The sequence below is a fragment of the Halomonas sp. KM007 genome (assembly GCF_050709225.1).
Classification (GTDB): domain Bacteria; phylum Pseudomonadota; class Gammaproteobacteria; order Pseudomonadales; family Halomonadaceae; genus Vreelandella; species Vreelandella hamiltonii.
This window is the reverse complement of the sequence record NZ_CP136131.1, coordinates 2,449,428-2,463,278: the sequence shown is the minus strand read 5'-3', so window position 1 is coordinate 2,463,278 and position 13,851 is coordinate 2,449,428. Positions and strand designations below refer to the sequence as shown.

The 13,851-nt window shown below is 55.6% G+C and carries 14 protein-coding genes and 3 pseudogenes; 6 read left to right on the top strand and 11 right to left on the bottom strand.

The window, feature by feature from the left end; all coding sequences use genetic code 11:
• The first annotated feature begins 331 nt into the window (after positions 1-331).
• Positions 332-643: a BrnT family toxin gene (locus RVM27_RS11630; protein ID WP_498956647.1), complete on the top strand. Its 312-nt coding sequence runs from the start codon at positions 332-334 to the stop codon at positions 641-643.
• Complete coding sequence (locus tag RVM27_RS11625) at positions 618-890, top strand: BrnA antitoxin family protein (RefSeq protein ID WP_498939024.1); 273 nt, start codon at positions 618-620, stop codon at positions 888-890. Before RVM27_RS11630 ends, RVM27_RS11625 begins: the two co-directional genes overlap by 26 nt.
• A gap of 74 nt (positions 891-964) precedes the next feature.
• On the opposite strand, the gene RVM27_RS11620 is transcribed toward RVM27_RS11625, so the two are convergent.
• From RVM27_RS11620 to RVM27_RS11590, 7 genes are all read right to left on the bottom strand, one after another.
• Positions 965-1,258 carry a type II toxin-antitoxin system RelE/ParE family toxin gene (locus RVM27_RS11620; RefSeq protein WP_058578213.1) on the bottom strand — a complete coding sequence of 98 codons (294 nt, stop codon included), beginning with the start codon at positions 1,256-1,258 and terminating at the stop codon, positions 965-967.
• Positions 1,255-1,479, bottom strand: a complete 225-nt coding sequence (locus tag RVM27_RS11615) for an addiction module protein (protein WP_498939026.1) — start codon at positions 1,477-1,479, stop codon at positions 1,255-1,257. Before RVM27_RS11615 ends, RVM27_RS11620 begins: the two co-directional genes overlap by 4 nt.
• Positions 1,480-1,625: 146 nt before the next feature.
• The gene (locus tag RVM27_RS11610; protein WP_197709111.1) at positions 1,626-1,946 is read right to left on the bottom strand and encodes a hypothetical protein; all 321 of its coding nucleotides are present in this window, start codon (positions 1,944-1,946) and stop codon (positions 1,626-1,628) included.
• Between the two features lie 98 nt (positions 1,947-2,044).
• Entirely contained in the window at positions 2,045-2,332 is a 288-nt protein-coding gene (locus RVM27_RS11605) for a HigA family addiction module antitoxin (protein ID WP_084173268.1), read from the bottom strand.
• Between the two features lie 9 nt (positions 2,333-2,341).
• Positions 2,342-2,620 carry a type II toxin-antitoxin system RelE/ParE family toxin gene (locus tag RVM27_RS11600; protein ID WP_498939028.1) on the bottom strand — a complete coding sequence of 93 codons (279 nt, stop codon included), beginning with the start codon at positions 2,618-2,620 and terminating at the stop codon, positions 2,342-2,344.
• Between the two features lie 352 nt (positions 2,621-2,972).
• A complete protein-coding gene (locus RVM27_RS11595; protein ID WP_498938785.1) occupies positions 2,973-4,124 on the bottom strand; it encodes an IS91 family transposase in 1,152 nt (383 codons plus the stop codon).
• Positions 4,117-4,974 (bottom strand): tyrosine-type recombinase/integrase, encoded by an 858-nt coding sequence (locus RVM27_RS11590; protein ID WP_498956646.1) that lies wholly within the window; start codon positions 4,972-4,974, stop codon positions 4,117-4,119. The genes RVM27_RS11595 and RVM27_RS11590 overlap by 8 nt, the downstream gene beginning before the upstream one ends.
• Before the next feature lie 622 nt (positions 4,975-5,596).
• Here RVM27_RS11590 and RVM27_RS11585 point away from each other — a divergent pair.
• The 4 genes and pseudogenes from RVM27_RS11585 to RVM27_RS11570 all read left to right on the top strand — a co-directional run.
• Positions 5,597-6,025, top strand: a pseudogene (locus RVM27_RS11585) (transposase); the annotation flags it as partial.
• A gap of 402 nt (positions 6,026-6,427) precedes the next feature.
• Positions 6,428-7,990: an ATP-binding protein gene (locus RVM27_RS11580; protein WP_498941752.1), complete on the top strand. Its 1,563-nt coding sequence runs from the start codon at positions 6,428-6,430 to the stop codon at positions 7,988-7,990.
• A 59-nt stretch (positions 7,991-8,049) separates the two neighbouring features.
• Positions 8,050-9,036 (top strand): RpnC/YadD family protein, encoded by a 987-nt coding sequence (locus RVM27_RS11575; RefSeq protein ID WP_498939030.1) that lies wholly within the window; start codon positions 8,050-8,052, stop codon positions 9,034-9,036.
• 47 nt (positions 9,037-9,083) lie between these two features.
• Positions 9,084-9,299 (top strand): RpnC/YadD family protein, encoded by a 216-nt coding sequence (locus RVM27_RS11570; protein WP_498939032.1) that lies wholly within the window; start codon positions 9,084-9,086, stop codon positions 9,297-9,299.
• A gap of 222 nt (positions 9,300-9,521) precedes the next feature.
• On the opposite strand, the pseudogene RVM27_RS11565 reads toward RVM27_RS11570, so the two are convergent.
• From RVM27_RS11565 to RVM27_RS11550, 4 genes and pseudogenes are all read right to left on the bottom strand, one after another.
• Positions 9,522-10,225, bottom strand: a pseudogene (locus tag RVM27_RS11565) (IS5 family transposase).
• A gap of 288 nt (positions 10,226-10,513) precedes the next feature.
• Positions 10,514-11,686 (bottom strand): RNA-guided endonuclease InsQ/TnpB family protein, encoded by a 1,173-nt coding sequence (locus RVM27_RS11560; RefSeq protein WP_498956645.1) that lies wholly within the window; start codon positions 11,684-11,686, stop codon positions 10,514-10,516.
• A 187-nt stretch (positions 11,687-11,873) separates the two neighbouring features.
• Positions 11,874-13,048 (bottom strand): annotated as a pseudogene (locus RVM27_RS11555) (RNA-guided endonuclease InsQ/TnpB family protein).
• A gap of 129 nt (positions 13,049-13,177) precedes the next feature.
• Complete coding sequence (locus RVM27_RS11550; RefSeq protein WP_498956644.1) at positions 13,178-13,564, bottom strand: hypothetical protein; 387 nt, start codon at positions 13,562-13,564, stop codon at positions 13,178-13,180.
• Between the last annotated feature and the right edge of the window lie 287 nt (positions 13,565-13,851).

Genomic DNA, 13,851 nt, shown 5'->3' with positions numbered 1-13,851 from the left:
CATCAGAAAGCGAGCGACCGGAGCGGCGGTCGGCGATCACGGCTGCTTTGAAGGTCGAGATTAATTCCTGGAGGTTCTAAATCGGCGAAAGAAACGCAGTGTTCGGGCATTACGAAGCAGGCGCTCACGCCGGAAATACGGATCCTTACGAGCAATGCCGATGGCACGTAGCTTCAGACTGCCCGATCAGAGCCCTCGTGAATGAGGCGGGATAACGCCCGCAGTACGCGCGCCCTTGAAATGGAGCCGAAGGCGCAATGTAAAGGGCGTCGCCGTGCCTGCATTGGTTAGCACTTGTTGACGACAGCGTATATGCTGATAATATACCTACATGATCAACTGGGCACAAGTTACTGGCTTTGACTGGGACCAAGGCAACTCCCGCAAAAACGCGGAGAAACACGGTGTAAACCAGTCCGAAGCGGAAGAAATTTTCTTTAACGAGCCGCTTCTGGTGCTGGATGACTCCAAGCACAGCCAGACTGAGGCTCGTTTTCATGCCCTTGGTGTAACGGATGATGAGAGACTGCTCCACATTACGTTCACACTAAGGCAGAACGGTACGCTGGTCAGAGTGATTTCCGCTCGCGACATGCACCGTAAAGAGAGGGTTATTTATGAGCAAGCTAAAAAAGATGCCTGAATTTAAAACTGAAGCCGAAGAGCGAAAATTCTGGGAAACCCACGATTCCACAGACTATCTGGATTGGAGTCAGGCCAAGCCGGCATCGTTCCCGAAGCTGAAACCCTCAACCAAGACGATCTCACTCCGGCTGCCGGAAACCTTGCTTGATCGGATCAAAATCGAAGCCAACAAGCGGGACATGCCCTATCAATCACTGATCAAGGCTTGGCTTGCGGACGACGTGAACGACAGCCGTCGGGCCTGAGGTGCTAACGCCCGGCTCACGCGCCGGTTTGGAGCCGCGAAGCGGTGGAAAGTCGGTCGCTGTGCAGCCGATTGTTAAAGCCTGCCAAGCCAGTACTGCGGACGTCGCCGGTCATGGGCAACAGCCAGAACTTGAAAACCATCAGGCTTCTCTCGGTAAACGATGGATAGCGGAAATCTGTGAAGGGGCGCTCTACGAATATCTGGCGGCAACTCAACTTGCCAGGCTTTTGGTGACTCGCCAACTAAATTGGCCAGGGCCTCAAATTCCTCTATGAAGGCACCACCCAATCCCGGAACTTTTGATTCGTAATAACCAACTGATTCCAGAAACTCGGCTTCCGCTGCCGGGTGAAAAGAATAGGTCATTTGATCAGTGCTCTAGCCTTCCTCATGACAGCCTCACCAGGCACAGCCTGAACAGTGCCATTATCCAGCTCTTCGCCTCTACGCCGAGCCTCGAGCAACCAATCGGACCTGAGCTCTTCTTCTGACGGAAACTCCAGACTTAATACCAGTCGCTGGATCAATTGTGCTCGCTCCTCTTTAGGAAGGTGGAGCGCCTCGTCTTCAATTTTCTGAAGATTCATGGCAAAAACCTCTCGTTCGGGTAACACTCAATTTTGACACGGATGGGTGCCGGGTTCCACGACTCGGTTTTTCGCTTTAACGCCCGCCATCACCGGTGGCAAAACCGGCGCGAAGCAGAGGTTTTGGCATCCGGTGCATGGTCTGGTTATGTTTGATGTTCGATTTCAACCGCCGACTCGTCCCCACAGTGGATGAAGAAGTGCCCTTTTGCCGCACGTGAAGATAGAAGCCGGAACCATCCACGGCCCGATTTCTCGCGACCATCATCATTTCCTGACCAAGAAAACTCGACTCGTGCTCCATCATCAGAAATGCGGTAATCGATTTGGCCCTCGACTGCTCCGAACACAAAGAAGCCAAGGCCATCTTCATCGAACTGGAAATATCCAGGCTCAACAAGGTCAACAAATTCTTGATCCCACATTTCCATCCAGGTAATGCGCCATCGTCCAACGATTTTGCTCAAATTTCCTCCTTAAAACATAACGCCCGCCATAAACGGCCGAGTGAAACGAGGTCCGGCGACCGAAGGGAGCGCATTTGATGGCTTGGTTATGTGCTCTACTATGCGGCGACAAGCTTCTTGACTCTAAGGTCTTTACGGTGTTGCTCTGCATGCCAAAGCTCATATTGAGACTGCTGGGTTAGCCAACTCTCTGATGAGGTATTAAAAGCAATAGAAAGCCTAATCGCCATTTCCGGGCTAATACCGGCTTTGCCGTTCAAAACGGCGCTTAACGTTTTCCGGCTGACCCCGAGCGCCTCCGCAGCTGCTGTAACAGACAAGCCAAGAGGCTCTAGGCACAGCTCTCGTATGACCTCACCTGGATGGGGCGGGTTGTGCATCAACATAGGAGTACCTCAGTGATAATCTTCGTAATTCACTATCTCGGCGTCTCCATCCTCAAAGCGGAATGTCACGCGCCAGTTACCGCTTACCGTCACTGACCAGACTCCCGACCGGCTGCCGGAAAGCTCGTGGAGCCTAAGGCCCGGCAAGTCCATATCTTTGGCGCCGGAAGCCGCATTAAGCCGACCGAGAATAAGCCGAAGCCTCTTTGCATGAGCGGCCTGGATCCCTGCAGTGCTGCCGGACTTGAAAAATTTGGCCAAGCCCTTGTGTTTGAAGCTTCGTATCATCCTCTAAATGTACCCTGTAACGTATCGGGTGTCAATGCACATAACAGTGAAGCATTTATTCGCCGTGCGGAGCATGGCGAATAAATGCCTGTTGGACTAAGGCGCGTCCATCAGGCGGCTATTTAATAGGGAATTGTATTGACTGACAGGTGGCCTGAGGTGCCAAACGGCGCATTGGCAGGTCGGGGGGCACGCGCTCTGATCGTCCGTTTCGTCATTATGTCGACACTTCCAAATCCAATTTAACCCAATGTAGCGCGTCTGATGGCTAAAATCCATCATCGGGACGAGCTTATCCATGACTCGCTAGCGAGCCGGTTAGCCAGGTCTGTTGTTGTCGTAGGGCGTTACATCATGCTCGATAGTGTTGCTCCTTGTCGTTAGGCGGCTGATCATGGAGGGGGCGCTGGGGTGTGAGCGTCCCGATCATCCGTAAGGTGGGCTGCTTGCAGTGTGGACAGGTGTAGGTCGGCTCCGCATCGCTGGCGGCTGTATCGACATGGGGGGCCTGGTCAACCATCGCTAGCGCTCGACGGATCTGTACCAGACGTTGCCGTCGGCAGCGATTGGCCAGAAAGCCGTAATGCCGCACTCGCATCAGTCCCCTAGGCAGGACGTGGAGCAGGAAGCGACGCACGAACTCCTCGCCATCCAGAATGAGTTGCTTGTGTCGGTCGTGGTCGCGGTAATCCTTGTAACGTAGGGTCACTTGCTGGTCGTCTACGGCGAGGATACGTGCGTTGCTGATGGCGATCTGGCGCGTGTAGCGCGCCAGGTAGCGTACTACCGCCTGGGTGTGTTCAAGGCAGTCCTTGCTGTCAACCACCCAGTCAGTGGCCATCAGTGTGTTCAATTGAGCATCGACATCGCCGGGCCGGGTAACCCGGTGGAGATCGCCAGCATGGGCGGCCTTGCGCAGAGCGCTCACCATGTGCCCACGGAAGTGGCGTGACAGGGCCCGCACGGGGAACAAGTAGTTGCTTCGCGCTTCATGCCACTTGCCATCGTCACTCAAGGCACCGCCTGGAACCAGACAATGCAGATGCACATGCTGGCTCAGGTTCTGGCCCCAGGTGTGAAGCACCGCGATCATGCCCATTTCGCCGTTGAGGCGTTTTGGGTCTCGTGCAAACGTGCACAGCGTTTGCCAGGCACTCTGGAACAGCAATCGGTGAATCACCTCGGGATGAAGCTGAACCCAGCCATTAAGACTGTGCGGTAGCGTGAATACGACGTGGTAATAGCGCACCGGCAGCATATTGGCCTGCTGACGCTCAGCCCATTGCGCCATGGCGCGGCCCTGACACTGTGGACAGTGACGATCACGACAGCCAAAGTAGCGTGGCTGTACATGAGCGCAGTCAGAGCACTGTAAGACCATCCCACCCATCGCCTTCGTTCGGCAGGCCAGCAGATGGGTACACACCCGTTGGCGCTGGCGATCAAGACCGCTTGGGTCGAGAAAGCGGGTCAATGCCTGTTGCAAGGTAGCGGCCTTAGTCATGGCTCACCTCCAGGGCGGCCACCAGGTCAATATGACACTGATCTCCCCCTTGCTGGTTCGGTAGCCAGTGCAGGTAGCGCATCGTCGACTGGAGGTTACGGTGGCCCAGTAGTCGCTGGAGCTGATGGACGGGCAGGCCTTGCTCCAGAACATGGGTGGCATAGGCATGGCGCAGACTATGGATGCCACCCACCCGCTCGACCCCGGCCAGACGCTTGGCCTGGGTAAAGGCCTTCTGTGGCGCACTGGCGTGCAGGGCTTGATCGGGAAACAGAGCGCTCGGGAACAGCCATGTGACTGGCCGATAGGCGCGCCAGTAATCGCGCAAGCGATCAAGCAGGGTCACGGGTAGTAACACCATACGATCCTTGCCGCCCTTGCCCTGCGTCACACGGAGTTGGTAACGCTGGCTGTCGATGTCACTAACTCGCAGGTGGCAGACCTCGGTCACACGCAATCCGCAGCCATAGCACAGTTCGAACATCATGCGATGCTTGGCGTTTTGGCAGGCGGCCAGGATCCGCCGAACCTCGTCGCGGGTCAGCAGTTCTGGAATCCGCTGCGGTTTTTTGGGGACGGTGAGCGGCACATCAAACGACGGCCACTGCAACACGTGCAAATACAGGAACCGCACGCCGTGCAGATAGACACGGCAACTGGCGGCAGACAAACCGCGCTCCTGAACCAGGTGATTGAAGAAGTGTTGCAGGTCGTCGGTACTCAACGTGTCTGGCGAACGGTGGAAATAACGTGCCAGATCAGTGACCACCATCAGGTAGGTATTGTGGGTACGTTGCGCAAAGCCACGCTGACGCATGGCCGCGATCATCTTCTGTCGCAGGGCAGTCATCGTCGTCACTCCTGTTGATTGACCCACGTGGGTCAATCAATAGTGTGGCCCGATGAGGCGAAAAACGTGATTCGTCAACAGCTACCGCGAAGCGGTTTAGTTCAACAGTGATTATACGCCCTGCCATGAAACCTCAATGAACGTGACATCACAATGACTGAGGTTTCATAGCCACCAAATTGAATCTACCTCATTGATTCTACAGCGTGCAAAGAGAATTTTGGCGATGTAGCCAAAATTCGCGGGCTTGCGCGTTTTGCTCGCCTCAATAACCCCCGGTGTCAGGATGAGTGTCGTACCCTCTGATACCCCCGGCTTATTCACGAGGCCGGCCTGAAAACGAAGATGGCGGATGGTATTCTCTTGAGAAATCAGAACGTTCCGTCAAGAACCTGAACCAAGAGAGCCATCCGCTATGGGTGAAAGCCTATCCACCTGGACGCCCTCCTGCAACGGCTCTGTCCGTGTCGAGCTCGACGGCCAGCGCACCACCAGCGACAGCGGCGCGCTGCTGCGTGAAGCCCTCGACAACAGCGGCGTGATCGAGGCGCTGGAAGACAACCTGGTCGACCTCCGCAATCCGCTACGCGTCCGCCACTCACTGGCCAGTCAGCTGCGTACCCTGGTGCTGCATGCCTTCTTCCTGGTCACCAACCTCGGCAAGTTCGACTGGCCGCCTGAGAAGGTCCTGGCACTCTATCGCAAGCGCGGCAGCGCCGAAGCGCACATGGGCGAGGTGAAGTCGGCGCTCGACGTGCACCTCTCGTCGACCGATCGTGGCGCCTCCACCGTTCAGGATGTGATGGCGCGCAACGAGGTGAGCCTGCTGCTGAGCCTCTACGCCTACCAGGTCCTGCATGGCCTGCGCTGCCTGCTGGAGCGGCAAACTCGGCAAGGCTGGAGCCTGAGCCGGATGCGCGAGCAGGTGCTGAAGGTAGCCGCCACGCTGAGGCTGCACGCTCGGCGAATCACCGTTCACCTCGGCGCCGCTGCCGACAAGTGGTGGCCGACACTGCTGAAGGGGCTGCCGAAGCTGGCCTCGCTGAGCTGACGCTCCTGCGAGACCACCACAGCATCAGAAAGCGAGCGACCGGAGCGGCGGTCGGCGATCACGGCTGCTTGGACGGCCGCAATTGATTCTAAATAGCTATAAGAAAGCGGGAAAAGGTCGGCATTCTGGCATTACTCACCGGCCACTCGCGCTGAAGAAGCCGATCCTGATAAGCGATGCCACCAGTCAGTACCTCCAGACCGCTCGATCAGCACCCTCGTGAATGAGGCGGGGTAAGATGTGCCTGCACGGCAGCTTGCATATACCGTTGCGAGGAGTGCCTCGGTGGTTACGGAACTGATCACGCGATTAATTTTGAATAGGCACTTAAGCACGAACTTCCCCGCACTTCCGCATGCTAGACTACCCATCGTTTGCACAGCGCCACCCTTGGAGGACAGCATGCCAGCTACTCATCGCCGTAAACTGCCCATCGGGATTCAGACCTTTTCCGATATTCGCGAAGGCGGCTACTACTATGTCGATAAAACACCGTTCATTGAGAAGCTGGCCAACCAAAATAAATACTACTTCCTCTCTCGCCCGCGCCGGTTTGGCAAAAGCCTATTGCTGGATACGTTAGGCTGCCTGTTTGAAGGCCGCCAAGCACTGTTTGAAGGCCTATATATTTACGATAAGTGGGACTGGCAGCAGCGTTACCCCGTGGTGCGTTTAAGCTTTGGGAGCGGGGTGATGCAAACACGTCAGGAATTGGACGTACGTATCCGCGACCAGTTGCGCACCGAACGTGAGCGGCTTGGACTAACGCTAACCTATGATACCGATATTGCCGGTGAGTTAGCGCACCTACTTCGTCAAGCTCACACGCACGCCGGTCAACGCGTTGTCGTGCTGATTGACGAATACGACAAACCGATTTTGGATAACCTGCTTAACCCTGCATTAGCCCGCGAACTGCGTGAAGGGCTTAAAAATCTCTATAGTGTGCTGAAAGATGCCGACCCCCATTTGCATTTCGTGCTGCTCACCGGCGTCTCCAAGTTCAGCAAGGTCAGCCTGTTTTCAGGGTTAAATAACCTCAACGACATTACGCTAGATACACCATATGCGGATATTTGCGGCTATACCGACCACGATATTGATACCGTATTTGCCCCCGAGCTTTCCGGGCTTGACCGCGACGAGATCCGCCGATGGTACAACGGCTACCGCTGGGGTGGGCAGGATGTGCCCAGCGTATACAACCCCTTTGACGTACTGCTATTACTACAAAAACGTATTTTCAGCCCCTACTGGTTTGAGAGCGCGACTCCTACGTTCCTGGTCGATGTACTGACGCAACGCGGAGTGTTTACACCCGCACTCAGCCAACTACAGACGGAAGCAGAGCTACTGGGGCGCTTCGATGTTGACCATATCGCCACAGAAGCGCTGCTATTCCAAACGGGTTACCTAACGGTACACGCCACCGAAGAACCCATGACAGGCTACCGCCTTTACACACTGGGTTACCCAAACCGCGAAGTAGAAATCAGCCTTAACCAAGCGCTTTTGCCACTACTAGGCCTTCAAGAACCACCCCGGGAACGACTAACGCTGTTCCGCCTGCTACAGGCTCATGATCTCGCGGGCCTAGGCATCCACCTCAAAGCACTCTATGCCGGTTTGCCCCACGACTGGTACCGAAACAATCCTATTGCCCAGTACGAAGGCCACTATGCCAGCGTGTTCTACAGCCATTTCGCTGCGCTAGGTGTAAAGGTGACGGTGGAAGACGCCAGCCACCACGGCAAAGTCGATATGAGCGTCGATTTTAACGGCCATATCTACCTGTTTGAATTCAAAGTGGTTGAACAGCTACCCGAAGGTAAAGCGCTAGAGCAGATTAAAGCCAAAGGCTACGCCGACAAACACCGCGCCAGCGGAAAGCCGATCCACTTGGTGGGCGTTGAGTTTTCAAGCGTTCAACGGCAGATAGTTGCGTTTGACGTGGAGACGCTTTAAGTTAGGTTTAGCCAGCAATGAAAGAGTGGTACAACATGTGTATTTAGACAGGAGTACGCATGGCTAATCACCCGCACGATACCGGCTACAAGGAGCTATTTAGCTACCCTGAGTTTGTTCAACAGTTGATGGAAGGGTTTGCACCTCCAGAAATCGCCCAACTGATGAATTTCTCGACGCTGCAAAATCACAGCGGCAACTACATCACGCCCCTGTTCGAGGAGAAATTCGAAGACGTGGTGTGGTCGGTGGAGATCACCTGGGAGGGTATCACCCAAGAAGTGTATCTCTACATCCTATTGGAGTTTCAGTCGTCGGTTGATCGCACGATGCCCATCCGGTTGATGCACTACGTGGCCTGCTTTTACGACCACCTGCTCAAGAATGGCACCACCACACCGAGCAAAGGGCTACCACCCATTCTGCCTATTGTGCTGTACAACGGCTCTGAGCGCTGGACGGCACGCCAGGATATCTACGACATGGTGTACCCGGAACCACCAGCTTTTCTTCAAGTCTATCAACCACACCTACGGTACTACCTTGTGGATGAAGGGCGCTATACTGATGAAGAGCTGGGATTACGCCCAACACCGCTGAGCGGCGTGTTCAGTATTGAAAAGGCATCTGCCGACAGGAAAGGGCTGCAGCAAGCCGTTGATCGCATTGTTGCCATCATACAAGCCTCCCCTGATAAAGAGCGGATCGATAACATTATCACCCGCTGGCTCAAACGATATCTTCAGCGGCTAGGAGCCAAGGCAAACCTGGACCAGCTCACAAGCCTGATGGAGGACAAAGACATGTTGGCTGAAAATCTTGAAAACTGGGCGCAGCAAGAGCGCCAAGCGGGCATTGAAAAAGGCACAAAGCTAGGCATCGAACAGGGCAAAAAGCTAGGCATCGAACAGGGCACAAAGCTAGGTATCGAAAAAACTGCGCGCAACCTACTGAAGCTTGGGGTGCTGAGTAACGAGCAGATTGCCGAGGCAACAGGGTTGGATCTAGAAGACATTGCCAAACTGCAAACAGAGCTAAAACATTAACGGTCTTAACGAATCAGGCCCGCTCCCAGGCTTGCGAAGATAAAGAGATGTTGGCTGAAAACATTAAAAACTGGATGCAGGAAGAGCGCCAAGCGGGTCGTCAAGAAGGCCTGCAAGAGGCGGAGCACCGTGCTCTGGAAAGTAAACGCAATGCTGCCCGCAAACTCATTGCACTCACCGAAATGAGCGACCAGCTCATCGCCGATATTGAAGAACTGCCTGTAGAAGAGGTTGAAAAGCTACGCACCGACATTAAGCACTAACTCATACTGCCAAAGCTCGCTTTCCAGGCAACACCCTAGATCCATGTGATGGGCGTCAAGCGTTCTACGATATCTTCAGCGGCTAGGAGCCAAGGCAAACCTGGACCAGCTCACAAGCTTGATGGAGGACAAAGACATGTTGGCAGAAAATCTTGAAAACTGGGCGCAGCAAGAACGGCAAGCGGGAATTGAAAAAGGCACAAAGCTAGGGAGCGTTAACAATTAGGCCAGCCATATGACGGCGGATACAAGGTTGAGTAGCGACTGGTAGTTTCTCGCCAGTCGCTCATAGCGTGTTGCCAGCCGCCTGAACTGCTTGATTTTCTGGAAGAACCTTTCTGCCAGGTTGCGATCCTTGTAACAGTGCCAATCTATCTCGGGGCATTCCAAGCGATTCTTTCTCGGCGGAATCACCGGCTCGGCGCCCACCGCTCGAATGATGTCCCTCAAAGCGGTGGAATCATACCCCTTGTCGCCAAGCACCGCCGCTGGAGAAAAGCCCGCCAGTAACGCTGGGGCGGCTCCGTACTCAGACGCTTGGCCCGGTGTGAGGATTAGCCGTACCGGGTTGCCGAGGGCATCGACCGCCGCGTGGATCTTGGTGCTCAATCCCCCACGCGATTTCCCCATGGCTTCGGTGCTCTGAGCCGTTTTTTTGCCGCCCCATGCTGATGAACTTTGACGATACTGCCATCTATCATCAGCTGCTCCATGTCGGGATCATCGGCTAATGTGTCGATAACCTGCTGCCAGACCCCCTTCTTAGACCACCGGTTATAGCGCATGTAGACAGTGTGCCAGCGACCGAAGGCGTCGGGCAGATCACGCCAGGGAGCGCCTGTCCGGGCGATCCACAGGACGGCTTCCACGAACAAGCGATTGTCCTTGGCCGTCACCCCGCGATCTGAAGCTTTGCCGGGGAGCATGTGCTCGATGCGCTCCCATTGGTCATCACGTAGCATTAGCCGAGGCATAGATCACCGAAAAATGCTGATATTCTAAATCAGCCCGATCTCCATCAGCAATTGTTAACGCACCCTAGGCATCGAAAAAACTGCGCGCAACCTACTGAAGCTTGGGGTGCTGAGTAACGATCAGATTGCCGAGGCAACCGGGTTGGCCCTAGAAGACATTGCCAAGCTGCACGCAGAGATACAGCGGTGACTGCTCCCCGCCCTAAGCGCTGGTGCGCCACGGGCGAGGCTTCCAACTTCTTAGGCAGCAACCGGCGCGTGGCCGGATTTACGCAAGCCTCCATTGGCAGGAGCCGACAGTCCTTCGGCTCGTAGCTTGATAATACCCTGCTGACGGATATTGATCGCGGCGTTGATGTCTCGGTCGATGCCTTGGGTACCGCAGTGGGGACAATCCCAAGTGCGAACCGTTAGCGGCATCTGTTCGACCGTGTGGCCGCAGCAGGAACAGGTTTTAGTGCTGGCGAACCACTGGTCGATTTTGACCAGATGCTTGCCTTGGGCTTCTGCCTTGTACGCCAGCTTTTGGATCAGGCTATACCAACTAGCATCGGCAATATGTTTGGCCAACTTGCGGTTTTTCAGCAGGTTTTTGACTTTCAAGGTCTCGACCACCACCGCTTGGTTTTCGTCAATGAGTTGTCGGGACAGGTTGTGCTGGAAATCAGCACGGGCATTGGCCAAGCGTTCGTGCGCCTTAGCCAGTTTGATGCGCGCTTTCGCACGGCCCTTGCTGCCTTTCTGGCAGCGGGAAAGGGCTTTCTGCTTGCGCCGCAAGTTGGCACGCGCCCGCTTCAAGAAGCGAGGATTGGCGACCTTGCGACCAGTGGAGTCAATAGCCAAATGCGTCAAGCCCATATCGACCCCCAGCACGGTGTCGACGGTTTGCAGCGGTGCGGGTGCCTCAACGCCGTCCTCGACCAGCACCGAAGCGTAGTATTTGCCGGTGGTGGTACGGGTTAAGGTGATGCTTTTCAGTGTGCCGGTTATGTCACGGTGAAGCCGTGCTTTAATCGGTTTCATCTTCGGCACTTTGATCCAGTTATCACCCGCGCTGACGCTCATGCAGTGGTAACTGGACTGCTTCCCGTGCTTGCGCTTGAAACGGGGATAGCGGGCTTTTAACTGGGGGTTAAAGAAGTTCTGAAAGGCGCGATCCAAGTTAATGCACGCTTGCTGCAGCGCAATCGAGTCAAAATCCTTGAGCCAGTGATACTTACGGGACTTCTTCGCCACCGCTAGCAGCGGCTTGAGATCTTTTTTGGCTTTCAGCTTCAAGCCGTGGCGTTTGTACTGCGTGCTGATGATATGCAATGCCTTGTTGTACACAAACCGCACCGCGCCGAACTGAGCGTTTAAAAACGCTGCCTGTTCAGGGGTCGGGTAGAGGCGTACTTTGGTGGCTTTCAACATCGCACAGTGCCGCTCAAAACTGTATTTTTATACATAATAAACAGTAAGGGGCGAAGATCAACCCCCCAGCAGCGCTAGCACGCTGCCCGCTTATATCCCCGCCCGATTGGGCGAGGGTTTACGCGGGGTTTTGGTGACTGCTCCCCGCCCTAAGCGCTGACGCGCCACGGGCGAGGCTTCCCACTTCTCAGGCAGCTGCCGACGATGTGCCGGACTTACGCAAGCCTCCATGGGCAGAGACGGACAGCCCTTCCGCCTTCAGCTCGATAATGCCTTGATGCTTGATGTTCAGCGCCGCGTTGATGTCCCGGTCGTGCTGTGTGTGGCAGGCGGGGCACTCCCACGACCGGACGTTCAACGGCATGGCGTCCATCTTGTGCTGGCAGACATGGCAGGTCTTGGAGCTGGCAAACCACGGGTCAATCTTGACCAGATGCTTGCCCTGCTCCCTGGCCTTGTAGTCCAGCTTGGTCATCAAGGCATGCCAGGACGCATCGCCGATGTGCTTGGCGAGGCAGGTGTTTTTCATCATGTTGCGGACCTTCAGCGTCTCGACGATCACCGCTTGATTATCGTCAACGATCTGTCGAGAGAGCTTGTGCTGGAAGTCGTTGCGGGCATTGGCGACCCGCTCATACGCCTTGGCGACGAGTAACCGTGCCTTGGCCGGCGGGCGCTGCCCTTCTTCGTGCGTGACAATGCCTGCTGTTTGCGCTTGAGGTTCTTCTGCGCCTGCTTGAGGAAGCGCGGATTGGCGACCTTGCGGCCATTTGAGTCGATAGCAAGATGGGATAGCCCCATGTCCAGTCCGACGACGCGAGAGGTATCAACGTCCATGGTCGGCACGGGGGTCGCCTGGTCGGTATCAAAGAGCAGCGAGGCGTAGTGCTTGCCGGTGACGGTACGGGTCAGGGTGATGCTTTTCAGCCTGCCCTCGACCTGGCGATGCATCCTGGCCTTGATCGGCCCCAGTTTGGGCACCTTGATCCAGTTGTCGCCGGCCTTGGCGCCGACGCAGTGGTAGCTGGATTGTTTGCCCCGCTTGCTCTTGAAGCGCGGATAGCCGGCCTTCTTCACGGGGTCGAAGAAGCGCTGGAAAGCATGGTCGAGGTTCAAGCACGCCTGCTGGAGGGCGATGGAATCGGCATCTTTCAGCCACCCATATTTGCGCGACTTCTTGGCCACCGGCAGCAGCTTTTTGATGTCGTGCTTGGCGCTCAGCGACTGGCCGTGACGCTTGTGGCGATGGGAAATGATGCGAAGGCCGGTGTTATAGACGAAGCGCACCGCGCCGAACTGGCGGTTCAGGAACTCCGCCTGCTCGGTCGTGGGGTAGAGTCGTAACTTCGTAGCCTTCAGCATGGCGCGCCATTGATGCATGGATATATGTACAGCTTATGCCGCCGGGCCCCATACCGCAAACCCAGCAGCGCTATCGCGCTGCCCGCTTGTATCCCCGCCCGAGTGGGCGAGGGTTTACGCGGATTTTTGCTAAACCCTCGCCTGCCCTTGAATTACCGCATTAAAGCCTGCTGGGGTAATCGGTTGGTGTTCGGCATCGACCACCGTGCCCCCTAAGCGCGCCAGCTTTTTAGAGAGCGATACCAACTTCGCTAGCTGGAGCTTGCTAGGCGTTAGCGTGCGGCTGTTTTTAACAATTTTAATGCTCACCCCTTTGACTGGCGGTTGGCTCGCTGGTGATTCGGTTAAGGGGGGAAGCTGACCAGCGCCTACGGCATTTTCGATGACGATCGGCGTGCGCGAGGAATCCTCTGTCACGGCAAAGGTTTTGCTGCGCTGTTCGTATACCGCACCCAGGGATGACAGCGTTACGCCCAAGCGATCATTCAGCGCAGGTGAGGGCGCTTCAAACAGCACTTGCACCTCCCAAGCGGCGCTCTGTTGATTGAGTAACACCGGTGCTGACTGGGGAGAGAGTGAACCATTGGAAACGACAGCTGCCCCCTGGGCAACAGGCACGCCCCCCGCCCTTCCACGTACCAGAAATAGATATAGTGCTACACACCCACAAGTAAAACTTAGCCAAAGCGCACCAATCGCCACCACCAATACCAGTGTTTGCGTATCCATCGCCTTCATCTCATTCTATTTGCAAAGCAAAGCAAAGCAAAGCTTTATTTTTATGCGTGAAACATTAGCCCAGG